This is a genomic window from Baekduia soli, from assembly GCF_007970665.1.
GTDB lineage: Bacteria > Actinomycetota > Thermoleophilia > Solirubrobacterales > Solirubrobacteraceae > Baekduia > Baekduia soli.
Genome location: NZ_CP042430.1, coordinates 2,886,186 through 2,902,298 on the forward strand (window position 1 = coordinate 2,886,186; position 16,113 = coordinate 2,902,298).

14 protein-coding genes are annotated in these 16,113 nt (G+C 75.8%); 7 read left to right on the plus strand and 7 right to left on the minus strand.

Annotated features, from left to right (window positions below; all coding sequences use genetic code 11):
• Positions 1-19: 19 nt before the first annotated feature.
• The 3 genes from FSW04_RS13730 (at position 20) to FSW04_RS13740 (ending at position 4,358) form a co-directional block, all read left to right on the plus strand.
• A complete protein-coding gene (locus tag FSW04_RS13730; protein ID WP_146920152.1) occupies positions 20-1,654 on the plus strand; it encodes a DUF1800 domain-containing protein in 1,635 nt (544 codons plus the stop codon).
• Positions 1,655-1,662: 8 nt separating this feature from the next.
• The gene (locus FSW04_RS13735; RefSeq protein WP_146920154.1) at positions 1,663-3,045 is read left to right on the plus strand and encodes a DUF1501 domain-containing protein; all 1,383 of its coding nucleotides are present in this window, start codon (positions 1,663-1,665) and stop codon (positions 3,043-3,045) included.
• Between the two features lie 146 nt (positions 3,046-3,191).
• Positions 3,192-4,358 carry an acyltransferase family protein gene (locus FSW04_RS13740; protein WP_146920157.1) on the plus strand — a complete coding sequence of 389 codons (1,167 nt, stop codon included), beginning with the start codon at positions 3,192-3,194 and terminating at the stop codon, positions 4,356-4,358.
• Positions 4,359-4,366: 8 nt separating this feature from the next.
• Here FSW04_RS13740 and FSW04_RS13745 read toward each other — a convergent pair whose 3' ends face one another.
• The gene (locus FSW04_RS13745; RefSeq protein ID WP_146920160.1) at positions 4,367-5,830 is read right to left on the minus strand and encodes an MFS transporter; all 1,464 of its coding nucleotides are present in this window, start codon (positions 5,828-5,830) and stop codon (positions 4,367-4,369) included.
• Between the two features lie 107 nt (positions 5,831-5,937).
• On the opposite strand from FSW04_RS13745, the gene FSW04_RS13750 reads away from it, so the two are divergent.
• Entirely contained in the window at positions 5,938-6,510 is a 573-nt protein-coding gene (locus FSW04_RS13750) for a TetR/AcrR family transcriptional regulator (RefSeq protein WP_146920163.1), read from the plus strand.
• Positions 6,511-6,550: 40 nt separating this feature from the next.
• Here FSW04_RS13750 and FSW04_RS13755 read toward each other — a convergent pair whose 3' ends face one another.
• The 6 genes from FSW04_RS13755 to FSW04_RS13775 form a co-directional block, all read right to left on the minus strand.
• Positions 6,551-7,615 (minus strand): SDR family oxidoreductase, encoded by a 1,065-nt coding sequence (locus FSW04_RS13755; protein ID WP_146920165.1) that lies wholly within the window; start codon positions 7,613-7,615, stop codon positions 6,551-6,553.
• Positions 7,616-7,659: 44 nt separating this feature from the next.
• On the minus strand, positions 7,660-8,343 hold the full coding sequence (locus tag FSW04_RS13760) for a response regulator (protein ID WP_146920167.1): 684 nt from the start codon (positions 8,341-8,343) through the stop codon (positions 7,660-7,662).
• Positions 8,336-9,619, minus strand: coding sequence for an ATP-binding protein (locus FSW04_RS13765; protein ID WP_146920170.1), 1,284 nt, complete (start codon positions 9,617-9,619; stop codon positions 8,336-8,338). Before FSW04_RS13765 ends, FSW04_RS13760 begins: the two co-directional genes overlap by 8 nt.
• Before the next feature lie 69 nt (positions 9,620-9,688).
• Positions 9,689-9,841: a hypothetical protein gene (locus tag FSW04_RS26060; protein ID WP_187368767.1), complete on the minus strand. Its 153-nt coding sequence runs from the start codon at positions 9,839-9,841 to the stop codon at positions 9,689-9,691.
• Positions 9,838-11,064: a PspC domain-containing protein gene (locus FSW04_RS13770; protein ID WP_187368768.1), complete on the minus strand. Its 1,227-nt coding sequence runs from the start codon at positions 11,062-11,064 to the stop codon at positions 9,838-9,840. The genes FSW04_RS26060 and FSW04_RS13770 overlap by 4 nt, the downstream gene beginning before the upstream one ends.
• A 47-nt stretch (positions 11,065-11,111) precedes the next feature.
• Complete coding sequence (locus FSW04_RS13775) at positions 11,112-11,438, minus strand: hypothetical protein (protein WP_146920174.1); 327 nt, start codon at positions 11,436-11,438, stop codon at positions 11,112-11,114.
• A 52-nt stretch (positions 11,439-11,490) separates the two neighbouring features.
• Here FSW04_RS13775 and FSW04_RS13780 point away from each other — a divergent pair, with 52 nt between their 5' ends.
• The 3 genes from FSW04_RS13780 to folP all read left to right on the plus strand — a co-directional run bounded on the left by FSW04_RS13780 (position 11,491) and on the right by folP (position 16,099).
• On the plus strand, positions 11,491-13,164 hold the full coding sequence (locus FSW04_RS13780) for a glycerol-3-phosphate dehydrogenase/oxidase (RefSeq protein WP_146920176.1): 1,674 nt from the start codon (positions 11,491-11,493) through the stop codon (positions 13,162-13,164).
• Between the two features lie 124 nt (positions 13,165-13,288).
• The gene (locus tag FSW04_RS26065; protein WP_187368769.1) at positions 13,289-15,145 is read left to right on the plus strand and encodes a PKD domain-containing protein; all 1,857 of its coding nucleotides are present in this window, start codon (positions 13,289-13,291) and stop codon (positions 15,143-15,145) included.
• Positions 15,146-15,187: 42 nt separating this feature from the next.
• Positions 15,188-16,099, plus strand: coding sequence for a dihydropteroate synthase (gene folP, locus FSW04_RS13790; protein ID WP_228430467.1), 912 nt, complete (start codon positions 15,188-15,190; stop codon positions 16,097-16,099).
• Positions 16,100-16,113 lie beyond the last annotated feature (14 nt).

Below are 16,113 nucleotides of genomic sequence, written 5' to 3' on the forward strand. Positions count from 1 at the left end.
TCCGCCGACGACAGGTGGGATGCCCTCCGGCCCGACGACGCCCGCCCGCGCGGCGGCGAGGACGACCAAGAAGAAGAAGAAGAAGAAGACCGTCAAGGCGGTGACCAAGACCTGCCGGACGGTCACCAAGAAGGTCGGGGGCCGCCGGCGCAAGGTCAAGGTCTGCACGCCGGTCAAGAAGAAGCCCGTGGCCCGCACGCCCGCGGCCAGGGCCCCGGCCGGCACGTTCTCGGCCACCCTGCCCGCGGTGGTGCCGCCCGCCCCGCCGATCACCGCGCCCGCCGACCCGCCCGCGCCCAGCCCGGCGCCCGTGACCGCGCAGGTCGTGCCCGTCACGCGCGGCCAGATGGAGCGCCTGCTGTGGCGCACCGGCTTCGGGCCGACGCCGGGTCAGGCCGCGCGGCTGGCCGGCCAGGACGTCACCGCCGCGATCCTGGCGATCACCCGCCCCACGGGCGCGGCGCGGCTCGTGGGCCCCGAGCCCCACGACGACAACGGCAACGCGCTGGCGCCCGCCGACGTCTGGGGCCACGACCACTGTGCGTGGATGGACCGGATGGTGCGCAGCGACCAGCCCATCGTGGAGCGGATGGCGCTCGTCTGGCACGACTGGTTCGCCACGTCCAACGACGGCGTCGGCCAGACGCAGCTCATGCTCGACCAGATCCAGCTCTTCCGCGACAAGGGCCTGGGCTCGTTCGACGACCTGTTCCGGTCGGTCACGGCGAACCCGGCGATGCTCATCTGGCTCAACGGGACCTCGAACACCCGCTGGAACCCCAACGAGAACTACGCCCGCGAGATGATGGAGCTGTTCTCGCTCGGGGCCGACCGCGGCGCCTACACCGAGACCGACATCCGCCAGATGGCCCGCGCCCTGACCGGCTGGCGCAACGACTGGTCGGCCGAGCTGGGCAGCCACAACTTCCGCTACGACCCGACGTGGCACGACATGGGGTCCAAGACCATCTTCGGCCAGACCGGCGCGTTCGACTGGACCGACGCCGTGCGCCTGTGCGTCGAGCACCCGCTGCACGCCTCCTTCTTCTGCACCAAGCTCTGGTCCTACTTCGTGCCCACGGCGCCCGACGCCGCCACGCTGGCCTCCCTGCAGGGCATCTACCTGTCCGGCGGCCGCCAGATCCGCCCCGTCGTCGAGGCGATCCTCCAGCACCCGCAGTTCCTCGACGGCCCCGAGATGGTGCTGTCGCCCGTCGTCTACGTGACGGGCCTGCTGCGCGCGATCGGCCGCGGGATCGACACGACGGCGTGGTCCTGGCTGGCCCAGTACAACGGCCAGCGCCTGTTCTACCCGCCCAACGTCGCGGGCTGGGACGACACCCGCTGGCTGGACACCTCGACGGTCCGCGGCCGTTGGCTGACCGTCACCTATGTGCTGAGCAAGCAGGCCGTCGACCCGTGGGCGCCCGCCGGCTACGACGTGGCCGAGGACGCGGCGACCGCGCTGGCCGCCGCGACCGCCGCGCTGGGCGACCCGCCGCTGTCGGACGCCACGCGCCAGGTCCTGGCCGACTTCGCGGCGACGAGCCTGCCGGCGGGCCTGTCGTCCTGGCAGCGCGGGCCCTACCGGGCCATGCGCCAGAACGCGTTGCGCACGCTGATCGCCACCGCCCCCGACCACAACGTCTGCTGAGCCCTCCCGTGCACGACCCCTGCGCCTGCTCCGACTTCAACCGCGCCGAGCTCCTGCGGGCCGGCGCGGCGCGCGCGGGCCGCGGCCTGCCCGCGATCGAGCCGGGGATGCCCCAGCCCGCCGGCACCGGCCTGGACCGGCGCAGCTTCCTCATGCGCGGCGCCGGCCTGGCGCTGTCGGTCTACGGCGCGTCCAGGCTCGGCGTCGAAGCGTTCGAGGCGGGGGTCGCCCAGGCCGCCGGCGGTCCCGCCGACCCCGTGCTCGTCAGCGTCTTCCTGCCCGGCGGCTGGGACTCCCTGTCGGTCCTGGCCCCGGTCGGCGACGCCCGCTACGCGACCCTGCGCCCGACGCTGAAGCTCGCGCCCGGCAGCGGCACGACGTTCGCGGAGGACACCCGGCTCATGTGGCACCCGGCGGCGGCAGGGCTGGCGACGCTGCACGCCGAGGGCAAGGTGTCGGTCTTCCCGGCCGTCGGCTACGACCACCCCGACCAGTCGCACTTCACCAGCCGCCACTTCTGGGAGGTCGGCGCGACCGACACCGGCGCCTCCAGCGGCTGGATGGGCCGCTACCTCGACGTCGTCGGTGACCCCGACAACCCGCTGCAGGGGATGGCGCTGGACGCCAGCCTCGCCCCGGCGCTGGCGACGACTCGCGTGCCCGTCGCCGCCATCTCCGACCCCACGGACTACTCGTTCCCGGCCCGCGGCGTGGGTGACCCGATCGCCGACCCCATGCTCGCCGCGTTCGGCCGCATGGGCGCGATCCCCGGCGGCTCCGACGCCCTGGCCCAGGCCCGGGCCGCGGTGCGCCAGACCGACGGGGTGCGCCGGTCCGTCGCGGGGTTCGTCACCGCCGACGGCAGCCCGAGCTACACGAGCCCGGTGACCTACCCGACGGCGGGCGGCGACCTGCCGCTGCGCCTGGCGGCGCTGGCCGCGATGCTCGCCGGCGGCCTGCCGATCCGCTGCGTGGCCGTCGAGGGCGTCGGCAGCTACGACACGCACACCGGCCAGGCGACCTCGCTGGCCACCAACCTCGGGCAGACCGTGGCCGCGGTCCTGGCCTTCCAACGCGACCTCGAGGCCCGTGGCCTCGCCGACCGCGTCCTCATCCAGCTCTGGTCGGAGTTCGGGCGCCGACCGCAGGAGAACGGGTCGGGCACCGACCACGGCGCCGGCGGCTGCGCGTTCGTCATCGGCACGCAGGCCAAGGGCACGATGGTGGGCGAGTTCCCGGGACTGGCGACCCTGGACGCCCAGAGCAACCTGCGCGCCACGAGTGACTTCCGGGCCATGTACTGCTCGCTGCTGGAGCAGTGGCTGGGGGTCGACGCCGAGCAGGTCATCCCGGGCGCGGCGTCCTTCGCGCGGCCCGTGCTCGTGCGCTGAGCTCAGCGCACGAGCACGGGCCGGCCGCGGCAGGCCGCGCGCCCCCCGCAGGCCGCGCGGCCCGCGGTCGTCGTCGCCCGCTCGGAGGTCCTGAGAGGCCATGTCCCAACCGCGTAGATCCGTGTCCGCGTGCCGACTACAGGGCGGTGGACACGCAGACCACCGACCGCCTGCGGGCCCTCGACGGGCTGCGCGGCATCGCCGCGCTCGTCGTGCTGCTCTCGCACGTCGTGCTGGCGTCGGTCGGCGTGCTCACGATGGCCGACGCGATCGGCGGCGATCCGCCCGGGGCGTGGTGGCTGCTGCTGCGCACGCCGCTGGCGGTGGTCTGGGCCGGCCCGGAGCTGGTCATCGTCTTCTTCGTGCTCAGCGGGCTCGTGCTGACCCGTGCCGCGCTGGCCGCGCCCGGCGGCGTGCGGCCGCTCGCGTTCTACGCGGGGCGCACCGTCCGGCTCTTCCTGCCGGCATGGGCGTCCCTGCTGCCCGCCGCCGCGCTCGTGGTGCTCGTCCCGCGCCACGTGGGCGGCGGCCCCGGCACCGGGTTCTGGCTGCAGGCGTTCACCGAGCCGGTCGACGTGCGCCAGGTGTGCAGCGACCTCGCGCTGGTGGTCGGCACCCACGGCGTGACGCTCAGCGGCGTGCTGTGGTCGCTGCGCTGGGAGGTCGTCTTCTCGCTGCTGCTGCCGCTCGTCGTGGCCGCCGCGCCCGTGCTGCGGCGCCTGGCGGCACCCCTGGTGGTGCTCCTGCCCGCCGTGGTGCTCGGGGCGGGCGCGCACGAGTCGCTGCGCTACCTGCCGCCGTTCGGGGTCGGCGTGCTGCTCGCGCTGCGCCCCGACGCCGTCGCCGCGCTGCGCGAGCGGCTCGCGGGCCGTGGCGTGCCCGCCGCCGTCGCGGTCACCGCCGGCCTGCTGACCGCCGACCTCTGGTTGCCCGACGCCCGGACGGCGCCCGGGTCCGGCGGCGCCCTGGTCGTGATCGGCGCCGGCGCGGCCGTGCTGCTCCCGCTGGTCTACGGGGGCGTGGCGCGCGGGCTCGAGGCCCGTCCGGTCCAGTGGCTGGGCCGGCGGTCCTTCAGCCTGTACCTCGTCCACGAGCCGATCGTGGTGACGCTGGCCTTCGCCCTCGGGCGCCCGGGCTTCGGCGTCCTGCTGGCCGTCGCGCTGCCCGGCTCGCTGGCGGCGGCGGAGGTCTTCCACCGCCTCGTCGAGCGCCCGGCCCACCGCCTGGCGCGATCGGCCACCGCCGACCTGCAGCGGCGCTCCGCGGCCCGGCGCCCCGCCGGCCGGGCGGAGGCCGGGCCGGCGGGCGCCTAGGGCGCGGCTCAGGCGACGACGGGCACGGCCTCGCCGCGACGGGCCGCCTCGGCCTGCTCGCGGCTGTCGCGCGAGGAGATCAGCAGCGCGGCGAGCAGTGCGCCGGCCAACGCGAAGCCCGTCCCGACCAGGAACGCGGTCTGGAAGCCCTCCGTCAGCGCCACGGCCGGGTTGCGCTCGCCCGAGGCGAACACGTCCCCGGTGCGCTGGTTGGCGATGGAGGACAGGATCGCCAGCCCGAGTGCGCCGCCGACCTGCTGGGCGGTGTTGATGAGACCCGAGGCCAGGCCCGCCTCGTCGGGCGTGGTGCCCGTCACCGCGCCGATCGTGACCGACACGAACGCCAGGCCCAGCCCGATCGCGGCCAGCATCGACGGGAACAGGACGTCGCCGAGGTAGGTGCCGCCGGACGCGGAGACCCGCGAGAACCAGAGCAGGCCGGCGGCCACGAACAGCAGGCCGAGGATCAGCGTCGGCTTGAAGCCCAGGCGCGTGACGAGCTGGGACGCCACGCCGGCCGAGACGATGATGAGCAGCGCCAGCGGCAGGTAGGACAGCCCGGCCTTCAGGGCGCTGTAGCCCAGCACCTGCTGCAGGTACAGCGAGATGAAGAAGAACATCGAGAACAGCGACATGCCGATGAGCAGGCCCACGACGTTGGACCCGCGCAGGCTGCGCAGCCGGAAGATCTTGAACGGCACGAGCGGGTGCGAGGATCGTTGCTCGATCGCCACGAAGGCGGCCAGCAGCAGCAGCGCGACGGCGCCGAGCAGGAGCGTCTGCGTCGAGGTCCAGCCCGCGCGGTTGGCGTCGACCAGCGCGTAGACGCCGAGCGCCAGCCCGGCGGTGACGGCCACCGCGCCGGCGACGTCGAAGTAGCGCTTCTGGCGCGTGTCGCGGCTCTCCTCGAGCAGGCGCGGGGCCAGGACGGCGGCGACGAGCGTGATCGGCACGTTGACGAACAGGACCCACTCCCAGCCCGCCCACTCGGTGAGCATGCCGCCGAGCAGGACGCCGGCGGCGCCGCCGGAGCCGGCCACCGCGCCCCAGACGCCCAGCGCCGTGTTGCGCTCGGAGCCCTCCTCGAACGTGGTGGTCACGATGCTCAGCGCCGCGGGGGAGACGATGGCCGCGCCGAGGCCCTGCACGCCGCGGGCGATGATGAGCCAGCCCTCGCTCTGGGCGAGGCCGCCGGCGAGGGAGGCCACGGAGAACAGCGCGAGGCCGGCGATGAACATCCGCCGGCGGCCGAGCAGGTCGGCCAGGCGGCCGCCGAGCAGCAGGAAGCCGCCGAAGACCAGGGTGTAGGCGTTGACGACCCAGGACAGGTTGTCCTGGGAGAAGTTGAGGTCCTTGCCGATGGACGGCAGCGCCACGTTGACGATCGAGGCGTCGAGGACGATGACGAACTGGGCCGACGCCAGCAGCGCGAGCGCGAGCCACTTGGACCGGTGGGGAGAGGAGGCGGACAACGGGGGATCCTCCTGGCGGATCGGAGAACTGGAGATGAGGTTCCGGTTGCTCCGACCATACGGAGGTGTGGTTCCGCTTGTCAAGGCGCAGCGCTACGATCCGTCGCATGAGCGCCACCGAGCCGCGCCCGCTGCGCGCCGACGCGCGCCGCAACCGCGAGCGCATCGTCGAGGCGGCACGCGGGCTGTTCGCCGAGTGCGGCCAGGCCGCGCAGATGGACGACATCGCGCGGGCCGCCGGCGTCGGCGTGGGGACGGTCTACCGCCACTTCCCGACGAAGGACGCGCTCATCGGCGAGCTGCTGCGCGTGAAGTTCCACGGCCACGCCGAGGTCGCGCGCCGCTGGACGGAGACGGCGGGCGGATGGGCGGCGTTCGAGGGCTTTCTGCGCGAGTCGTTCACGGCCATGGCCGGCGACCAGACGCTGCAGCGCATGATGTGGGTGACCAACGACGCGGCCGTGGCCCACGCCGAGGACGCCCGACTCGCCCTGGTGGTCGTCGTCCAGGAGCTCATCGACGGCGCGGTCGCCGAGGGCCGCCTGCGACCCGACTTCGACGTCGACGACATGCCCGCGCTCATGTGCGCGATCGGCGGCGTGATGAGCGCCCAGAACCGCCACGTGCGCCGCTGGGACCACATCGTCGAGATCGTCATCGACGGCCTGCGCGCGCGCTGAGGGGAGGGGCGCCGAGCAGCGTCGCGCGGCCGGCGCTGGCCTAGCGCTCGTGCGCCGGCCGGTAGGCGTCGTCGTGCTCGTGGGCCGCGAAGAACGCCACCATCGGGCCGACGTAGTCGGGGAAGCGCGGTGGTCGCAGGCGCGCACGGCCGAGGACCTCGGAGGCCTGGGCGGTGTCGAAGCGCACGGGGTGGTTGAGGTAGGCGATCGATTCGCGCGGCGTCCCGCCCAGGGCCCGGCGCACGACGGCGTGGCCCAGCGCGCGGTCCACCAGGCCCGGCGGAACCCGCAGCCGCGGCTCGCGCCCGGTGTACTCGCGCGCCAGCAGGCGCGAGAGCTCCATCGACGACACCGGGTGGGGGTCGACGAGGTGCAGCGTGTGCCCGACGGCCTCGGGGTCGGCGGCCGCGGCGGCGATCGCGTCGACGACGAAGTCGACGGGCACCACGTTGAACGGCGAGTCCCCGCGCCCGACCTGCAGCAGCGGCCCGCGACCGCCCGACATGCTGCGCAGCAGGTAGTAGGGCCCGTCGAACTTCTGCGTCTCGCCGGTCCGCGAGTCGCCGACGACGATCGCCGGCCGGTAGACCGTCGTCGGGATCCGGTCCGCCGCGGCCCGGACGAGCACCTCGGCGGCGAACTTCGTGGACTCGTAGAGGTTCTTGAACTCCTGGCCCTCGGCGAGCTCGGACTCGAGGACGAGCCCGGAGCGGCGCCCGGCGACGTATGCGGTCGAGACGTAGTGCAGGCGCTCCAGCCGCTCGCAGCGCGCGCAGAAGTCCAGGACGTGCTGCGTGCCCTGCACGTTGACGGCCTCGGCGAGCGCCGCACCGACGGCGAGGTCGTAGACGGCGGCGAGGTGGAAGACGGCCACGACGTCGGCCGCCAGCCCCTCGTGGCCCGCGGCGCCCAGGCCGAGCCGCGCGTCGGTGATGTCGCCCGTCACGACCTCCACGCCCTCGGGCGCCCCCTGCCGCGCGCGGTCGGCCATCTGCGGGTGCACGAGCGCGACGATCCGCGACCCGGGGGAGGCCGCGACCAGCCGCGGCAGCAACCGTCCGGCCAGGAACCCGGGGAAGCCCGTGAGCAGCGTGGTGGGGGTCATCGCCGCCGGACGCTAGTCCTCGGACGCCGGCGGCGTCGGCGCCCTCAGTCCACGAGCCGGCGCTCGACGGCCCAACGGCTCAGCTCGTGGCGGGTGGAGAGCTGGAGCTTTCGCAGCACGGCGCTCACGTGGGCCTCGACGGTCTTGGGCGAGATCCCGAGCCGCTGGGCGATCTCCTTGTAGAGGTAGCCGCGGGCGATGTGGCGCAGCACCTCGCGCTCGCGCGCGGTGAGCTGGTCCAGCTCGGGGTCGTCCTCGCGCGGACTGCCATCGCCGCTCCCGATGCCGGCGAACGCGTCGAGCACGAAGCCCGCCAGCCGCGGCGAGAACACCGCGTCGCCGTCGTTGACGCGGCGCACGGCGTCGGCGAGCTCGGCGGGCGCGATCGTCTTGGTCACGTAGCCGCGGGCGCCCGCGCGGATGACCGCGATGACGTCCTGCGGGTCGTCGGAGACCGAGAGCGCCAGGCAGCGCGCCGCGGGCGCCTCCGTGGCCAGCCGGCGCAGGATCTCGACCCCGCCGCCGCCGGGCAGGTGCACGTCGAGCAGCACGACGTCGGGGTCCAGCCGGGCGATCTCCCGCACGGCCTCGTCGACGTCGCCGGCCTCCCCGACGACGTTGACGAGCCCCTCGAGCTCGGCGCGCGCACCGGCGCGGAACATCCCGTGGTCGTCGACCAGGACCACCGCGGGCAGCGGCGTCGCGTCGGTCGTGGTCGCGTCAGGCATCGAGCACCAGCTCCACCTCCGTGCCCGATCCGGGCGTGCTGTGGACGGCGGCGCGGCCGCCGTGCCGGGCCATCCGGCCGATGATGGACTCTCGCACGCCGCGGCGGTCCGCGGGGACCGAATCGGGGTCGAACCCCCGGCCGCGGTCGCGGACGAAGACCTCCGTGCGCCCGTCGGTGACCTCGAGAAAGACCGAGATCGGCACGGCCGCCGCGTCGGGACCGGCCGCGTGGCGGGCGGCGTTGGCCAGCGCCTCGGCCGCGGCACGCACGAGGGCGCGGGCGGCGTCGTCGAGAGCGCGGTCCCCCACGGCCACGACGTCGACCGGCGTGCCGAAGCGCTCCTCGGCGTCGTCGGCGGCGCGCAGCGCGTCGGCCAGCCGCTCGTCGGGGCGGGCCTGCGGTGCACCCGACAGCCACGCGCGCAGCTCGCGCTCCTGGCGGCGGGCCAGCGTCGCCACCGCCCGCGGGTCGTCGGCGCGCTTCTGGACGAGCGCGAGCGTCTGCAGCACGGAGTCGTGCAGGTGGGCGGCGACCTCGGCGCGCTCCTGGGAGCGGATGCGCTCGGCGCGCTCGGCCGCCAGGCCGCGGGCCAGGCGCAGCCAGAACGGCAGCAGGACCAGCCCGAGCCCGAGGCCGACCACGACGATCGAGAGCACGAGGTCGCGCGCGCCGCTCAGGGCGCCGTTGGCCTGCAGGAACAGCAGCACCGCGCCGGCCACCAGCGCGACGCCGAAGCCGCCCTGGTAGAGGCTGCGCAGCTCCTGGCGGCGCTCCTCGGGCGCGTCCGCGGGCGTGGCCCCGGGATCCTCGGCGGCCCCGTCGCGCGGCGCGGGCGCCGGCGCCCGCGCGGCCGGCGCGGTGGGCCGGGCGGTGACGTGGCGCCACACCAGCGCGGCGCCCGAGACGGCCAGCACGCCGGGCCAGACGATCGCGTCGCTCCACCAGATCCCCAGCTCGCGGGCGGTCAGCAGCGCGCCGAGCGAGATGCAGCCCGCGCCCGCGGCGACCTGCCAGCTGCCCGGGTGCGCCCGCAGGCGCGTGGCGATCGGCGGGGCGCCGGGGCCGGCGGGCAGCAGCAGCCAGGCGCCGAGGTAGACGGGGATGCCCAGGCCGGTGGCGACCGTCGCGACCACGAGGATCGCCCGCAGCACCAGCGGGTCGACCCCGACGGTGCGCGCCGCACCCGCGCAGACCCCGGCCACGAGCTTGTGGTCGGGGTCGCGGGTCAGCGGCCGGCGGGCGCGGCGCGCGGGCGATGGGGCGGCGACGCTCACCGGCAGATCATCGCGCGCGGCGGATGGGCGGGGCTCCGGCTCATGCCCCGTCCCGCCGGGCCAGGCCGCTCACGAGCAGGACCGTCCCGACGAGCAGGAGCACGATGGGGCGAGGCTGCCGAAGTCCAGCGACAGGTCGCCCATGCGGTCGAGGAGAAGCACGACGCCGAGGGCGGCGGCGGCCAGGCCGGAGACGAGCGTCGGGAGGTCCGGCCGGCTCACGCCGGCTCCCCGGCGCAGCCCCGGGCCGCGAGGTCGGCGGTGATGCTGCCGCGCGCGGCGTGGTCGCGGGGGCCGAAGCGGTCGTCGCGGCGGCTGTGGCGGACCTCGACGGCGCCGAGGCCGGCGTGGGCGTCCAGGACGAGCCGCGGGCCGCTGGCGCGCCGGACGGTGCCGCGCCGGTCGTCGACGTCGGCGCCGCCGGTCTCCGAGCCCAGGATGTCGATGTAGCCCGCGCCGACGTGCGCTCTGGACTGCACGCAGGTGTCGGCCGGCACGAGCACGAGCGCGTGCCCGATGCCCAGGTCGAGCTTCAGCGGCACGGGGCGGTCCGCCGGCCACGTCATCCGGCGCAGGTCGACCACGATCTCGCCCGTGCCCAGCTCGTAGCCCCCGGCCTGCAGCTCGGCCGGCGACGACGGCGTGGAGGTCCGCTGGCCGATGCCGCCCTTGGTGTCGATGCCCGCGGCCGACACGACGCCGGCCGGGACGGCCAGCACGAGGGCGGGCAGGATGAGCCAGCGGGCGCGCGGGGTGCGGAAGGAGAGCGCGACCATCGCGACGCCGAGGGCGATGACGACGATCGCCACGACGGTGCCGCCGCCCGCGGCCGTCGCCCAGGCCGCGCCGACGGCGAGGATGAGCAGGGCGAGCGCCGTGCCGCAGAGCACGAGCGCGGCGCCGACGATGCGCGACAGCGTGGGCTGCTGCTCGCCGCGGTTGTGTAACAGGCGCTGCCCGGCGATCGCGACGAGGATCGCGACGATGGCCAGGGGGACTCCGGCCCCGAACGCCCACCCGGCATGGAGGCCCCAGCTGCCGTCGAGCAGCAGGACGCCGGCGAGCACCACCGCGCCGGCGCCCAGCACGGTCGCCAGCCGCGACGGGCGGGCCCGGACGGGGCGCCCGGTGCCGTCGTCGTCGGGGACGAGGAGCATCGCGGCGAGGTAGGCCACGACGGCGGCGCCGCCGACGAAGATGAGCGCCACCGCGGCGATCCGCACGATGAGCGGGTCGATGCCGAAGGAGCGCGCCAGGCCGCCGCAGACGCCGCCGATGACGCGGTCCTCGCGGCTGCGCAGCAGGCGCCGGCGGCCGTCCTGGCCGCCGGCGGCCGGCTCGGGGCCGGCCATCGTGGGCGCCTCGTCGGCGGGCGCCGGCGTCGTGGACGCCTCCGCGGGGTCGGGGGAGGACGGGTCGGGGGAGGAGGGAGGCGCGTCGGGCATGGGACCAAGATCGCGCCGGGCGCTCCCGCGCACCATCCGGGATGACCCTAGAGCCGGTCGGGGATGTCCCCCAGGGCCTGCGTGAGGGCCGCGTCGGGGTCGCCGTCGACGATGAAGCCGAGGACCGCCTCGCGGTGCTGGACCTCGATGCGCGCCGCCAGCGCCGCCGACACCCGCGCGACGGCCCGCAGCAGCGGCCGGCCGGCGCCGAGGTCCTCCGTCTTCAGGTACGCGCCCACCGTGCGCTCGGTCTCGCCCATGGGATCGTCGAAGAAGCCCGCGCCCGGCACGGAGCGGGCCGCCGCGCGCAGCGCGTCGGCGTGCTCGTCGTCGGCGGGGTCGGCCACGAAGAGGACGAGGTAGGCGTCGGCCACCCCTCCGACGCTAGCGGGAACCCGCCCGGGCGCGGATGGCACACTGCGGGCGATGATCGCCCGCTCGGACGCCGTCGTCGCCCTCGCCGCCGAGACGTTCGACGTCGTCGTGGTCGGGGGCGGGATCACCGGCGCGGGCTGCGCGCTGGACGCCGCCACGCGGGGCTTCAGCGTCGCCCTGGTCGAGCGCCACGACTACGCGTCGGGCACCTCGAGCCGGTCGAGCAAGCTCGTGCACGGCGGCCTGCGCTACCTGCAGAACTTCGACCTCGGCCTCGTGCGCGAGGCGCTGCTGGAGCGCCAGATCATGGTCGCCCTGGCCCCGCACCTGGTCAGGCCGCTGCCGCTCATCGTCCCGGCCTTCGACGGCGCCCGCCCGGACCGCCTCATGGGCGTCGGCCTCAACCTCTACGACGTCATGTCGGTCGACCGGCTGCGCTCCCCGCTGCGCCGCGGCCGCGGGCGCGCCGCCGCCGACGCGATGACGTCCTGGTCGCCGGACCGCCACCGCGTCATCGACGCCGCCGAGGTCGCCGAGGGCCTGCCCGCGCTCGCCGGCCGCGCGCCGACGTCGGGCTATCAGTTCTACGACTGCCAAACCGACGACAGCCGGCTGGTGCTGACCGTCCTGGCCGAGGCCGAGCGCTTCGGCGCGGTGTGCGCCAACGGGCTGCTCGTCACCGAGCTCGTCGAGAACGGCGGGCGCGCCCGCGGCGTGCGCGTGCGCGACGACGCCACGGGCGAGGCGTTCACCGTCCGGGCCGACAACGTCATCAACGCCACGGGCGTCTGGGCCGACCGGCTGCGCCCCGAGGAGCTGCACGACGAGGCCGAGGTGCCGGTCATCCGCCCCAGCCGCGGGACGCACGTGACGTTCCGCCGGGAGGACCTGCCGCTGAACGCCGGGGCGATCGTCCCGGCCGGCGGCGGGCGGTTCATCTTCGCCCTGCCCTGGCTCGGCGGCTCGCTCGTGGGGACGACCGACCGCGACCACGACACGCCCGACCTCGACCACGTCCGCCCGGCCCAGGAGGACGTCGCCTACCTGCTCGACGCCGTCAACGCGTTCTTCGCGACCGAGCTGACGTCGTCGGACATCACGGGCGCGTTTGCGGGGGTGCGGCCGCTCATCAGCTCGGGCGACCAGGGCAAGTCGGTGGACATCTCGCGCAAGGCCGAGCTGTACGAGACCTCCAGCGGCATGGTGACGATCACCGGCGGCAAGCTGACGACCTGGCGGCGGATGGCCAAGATGGCCGTCGACCGCCTCGTGGAGCGCGACGCCCGCGACGCGCCCTGCCGCACGGCGGAGATCCCGCTCGGCCAGGCCGTGGCCCCGGACGACCTCGTCCGCGTCGAGGGCGTCGCGGCCGACGCCTACGCCGCGCTGGCCGACCGCTACGGCCACGGCGCGCACGACGTCCTCGCGGTCGCCGCCCAGCGCGGCGAGCTGGCCCAGCCCATCGTGGCCGGCCGGCCCGACCTGCTGGCCGAGGCCGTCCACGCCGCCCGCCGCGAGCAGGCCCGCACCGTCGGCGACGTGCTGCTGCGCCGCACGCGGCTCGGCCTGCTGGCCGCCCGCGACGTCACGGCCGACGGCGGCGCGGCCGCGCGCCGGGTCGCCGCCGCGATGGCGGCCGACCGCGGCTGGGACGCCGCCGAGCAGGAGCGCCAGGCCTCCGCGTTCCTCGACGAGGCGCGCGCGGAGGGCCTCGTCCCGGCCTGAGGACCGGCGGCGCCCGTCCGGACCTTCGTCGGGCCGGGACCGTAACTTCCGGGACGCGCGCCGGTTGGACCGACACGACGGGCCCGCCCCGACCCGACCCCCTCCGAGGAGCACCGCCGCACCCATGCCACGTCGCCTGGCCCTCATCGTCACGTCGCTCGCCGCCCTCGCGGCGGCCGCCCCGGCACACGCCGCGTTCTTCGCCGGCGAGGCGATCGACGGCCCCAGCGCCGACATCCGCTCGGTGGGCGACCTGGACATCGCACGCGACGGGACCGGGGCGGTGGCCTACGTGCGGCGCGACGCCGGGGTCGACCACGTCTTCGTCTCGCGCCTGGTCGGCGGGGCCTGGCAGCCGCCCGAGCGCGTCGACCCGGGCCTGGACACGCCGTCCTCGCAGCCCGCGGTGGCGGCCTCCGACGGCGGCCGCGTCGCCGTGGCCTACGTCAGCGGGGGCCAGCAGGTCGTCGCCGTGCGCCCCGCGGGCGCCGCGGCGTTCGCGCCGCCGCAGGGGCTCGGCGCCGGGGCCTCGAGCCCGTCCATCGACATGTCGATCAACGGCGTGGCCTACGTGACGTGGACGGCCAACGGCGACGTGCTGGCCGCGCGGCTGGACCGGGGGGCCCAGCTCTTCGCGCCGCTGCCCGCGCCCCTGGACATCGACCCCGCCGCCGTCGCGGGCGTCGGGGCCAACCGCTCCAAGGTGGCGATCGCCGCCGACGGCACCGCCGTGGCCACCTGGGGTGAGGCGGGCCACGTCTACGCGCGGCGCCTGTACGGCACCAACGTGTCCACCGCGCCGCTGGACCTGACGCTGCCCGACTTCGACGGGCACGCCGGCGGGGCCGCCGACTCGCCCGACGTCGATATCGAGGACGACTCGAGCTTCGCCTGGATCAGCTTCCGCCAGCAGTTCGCTGACGGCGCCACGACGACGGCCCGGGCGGTGGGCCGGCGGCTGCGCGGCTCGCGCCTGGAGGACCCGGTGGTCTACGACCCGCTCGGCTGGGGCGGCCAGGGCGTGGCCTCGACCGACGTCGACCTCAACGGCAAGGGCGAGGGCGTCCTGACCGCGGGGACGACCGACGGGTCGGCGGTGGCGGCGGTCCTCAAGGACGACGCGCTCAACGCCGGGGTGGGGATCGGCGGCAACGGGCCGCCCGCCCAGCCCGTCGGGGCCATCGCGGAGACCACCGACCGCGTCGTCGGCTGGGTCGGCGCGGGGGACGGCACCGTGCACGGCGTCTTCTACGACGACAAGCCCAACGTGCGCACGGTGCCCGGCCCGGGCCCGGACACGCTGCTGACCGATCCCAACCTCGGCGCGGTGGACTCCGCGGCGGGCTTCGACGTGGCGGGCGACCGCACCGGCGACTTCGCGTTCGTCTTCATCCAGGGCGCGGGGGACCAGCGCCGCCTGGTCTCCGCGGTCTACGACCGGCTGCCGGGCACGTTCCGGATCAGCACGAGCTCGCGGATCTGGCGCAACGTGGTCAAGGCGCCGGTCGCCTGGGGCAGCGCGCTGGACCTGTGGGGCCCGCTGACGTTCACCGTGCTCGTCGACGGCAAGCCCGTGGCGACCACGCAGGACACCAAGAGCCTGATCCCGGCAGGGGCCGTCGCCGACGGCCTGCACACCTGGCGGGTCGTGGCGACCGACCGCCGCAACCAGACCGTGACGACCGCGGTCAAGCCGCTCAAGGTCGACACGACCGCCCCCAAGGTGACGTTCTCGATCAGGCGCACGGGGCGCGTGGCGACCGTGACGGCCAAGGCGGCCGACGTGCTGCCGCCCAGCGGCAAGGCGGCCGGCGTCAAGTACGTGCGGATCGACTTCGGCGACGGCTCGCGCTTCGTGCAGGCCGTCAAGACGACGCACCGCTATCGGAGGACGGGGCGCTTCGTCGTGCGCGTCAGCGCGACCGACAACGCGGGCAACGTGACCGTGGCGCGGCGCACGCTGCGCATCGGCCGCGCGTGACCCGGCGCGGCGCCGTCGCCGACCTGCACTAGCGTGGCGGCGGTGAGCGCCGCGACCCTGACCCTGCGCGACCGGACCATCGAGCTCCCGCCCGGCCGGCCGCTGGTCATGGGCATCGTCAACGCCAACCCGGACTCGTTCTCCGACGCCGTGCGCCACACGGGCGCCGACGCTGCGGTCGCGCATGCGCTGGACCTCGTGGCCCAGGGGGCCGACCTCATCGACGTCGGCGGGGAGTCCGGCGTCACCTACACCGGCGTGACCGCGCAGGACGTGGAGATCGAGCGGGTCGTCCCGGTCGTGGCGCGCCTGGTCGCCGAGGGCGTGACGGTGTCGGTCGACACGTGGAAGGCCGCCGTCGCGGCCGCCGCGCTGGACGCCGGCGCGCACCTGCTCAACGACGTCAGCGGGCTGCGCGATGCCGCGCTGGCCGACCACGCCGCGCGCACGGGCGCCGGCCTCGTCGTGATGCACACGCGCGCCGCGCCCAAGGAGGAGCACTTCGCCGACTACGGCGGCGACGTCGTCGGCGACGTGCTGGCGTTCGTGCGCGAGCGGTGCGCTGTGGCCTGCGACCGCGGCGTGCCCGCGGAGCGCCTCGTGGTCGACCCGGGCCCGGACTTCGCCAAGTCGCCGGCCGAGAGCATCGCGTGCCTGCGCCGCATCGACGAGCTGCGCGCGCTCGGGCACCCATGGCTGGCGGCGGTGTCGCGCAAGTACTTCCTGGCGGCGATCACGGGGCGCGCCCCGGCGGAGCGCCTGGCGGGCACGCTGGCCGCCGTGGGCCACGCCGCCGACCACGGCGCGGCATTCGTCCGGGTGCACGACGTCGCCGCGACGGTGGACTTCCTATGCACCCGCGAGGTGCTGGCGGGGCGGGCGGAGCCGGGCGAGCTGGACCCGGGCGACGACGCGCTGAAGTGGATCCGCGCCGACGACGCGACCACCGCCTGACCGCCGCGTCAGGT

Coding starts and splice junctions, on each gene's coding strand:
- FSW04_RS13730 (WP_146920152.1), top strand. CDS start 20: ATGCCCTCCGGCCCGACGACGCCCGCCCGCGCGGCGGCGAGGACGACC.
- FSW04_RS13750 (WP_146920163.1), top strand. CDS start 5,938: ATGAGCGCCACCGAGCCGCGCCCGCTGCGCGCCGACGCGCGCCGCAAC.
- FSW04_RS13755 (WP_146920165.1), bottom strand. CDS start 7,615: ATGACCCCCACCACGCTGCTCACGGGCTTCCCCGGGTTCCTGGCCGGA.
- FSW04_RS13760 (WP_146920167.1), bottom strand. CDS start 8,343: ATGCCTGACGCGACCACGACCGACGCGACGCCGCTGCCCGCGGTGGTC.
- FSW04_RS13770 (WP_187368768.1), bottom strand. CDS start 11,064: ATGCCCGACGCGCCTCCCTCCTCCCCCGACCCGTCCTCCCCCGACCCC.
- FSW04_RS13780 (WP_146920176.1), top strand. CDS start 11,491: ATGATCGCCCGCTCGGACGCCGTCGTCGCCCTCGCCGCCGAGACGTTC.
- FSW04_RS26065 (WP_187368769.1), top strand. CDS start 13,289: ATGCCACGTCGCCTGGCCCTCATCGTCACGTCGCTCGCCGCCCTCGCG.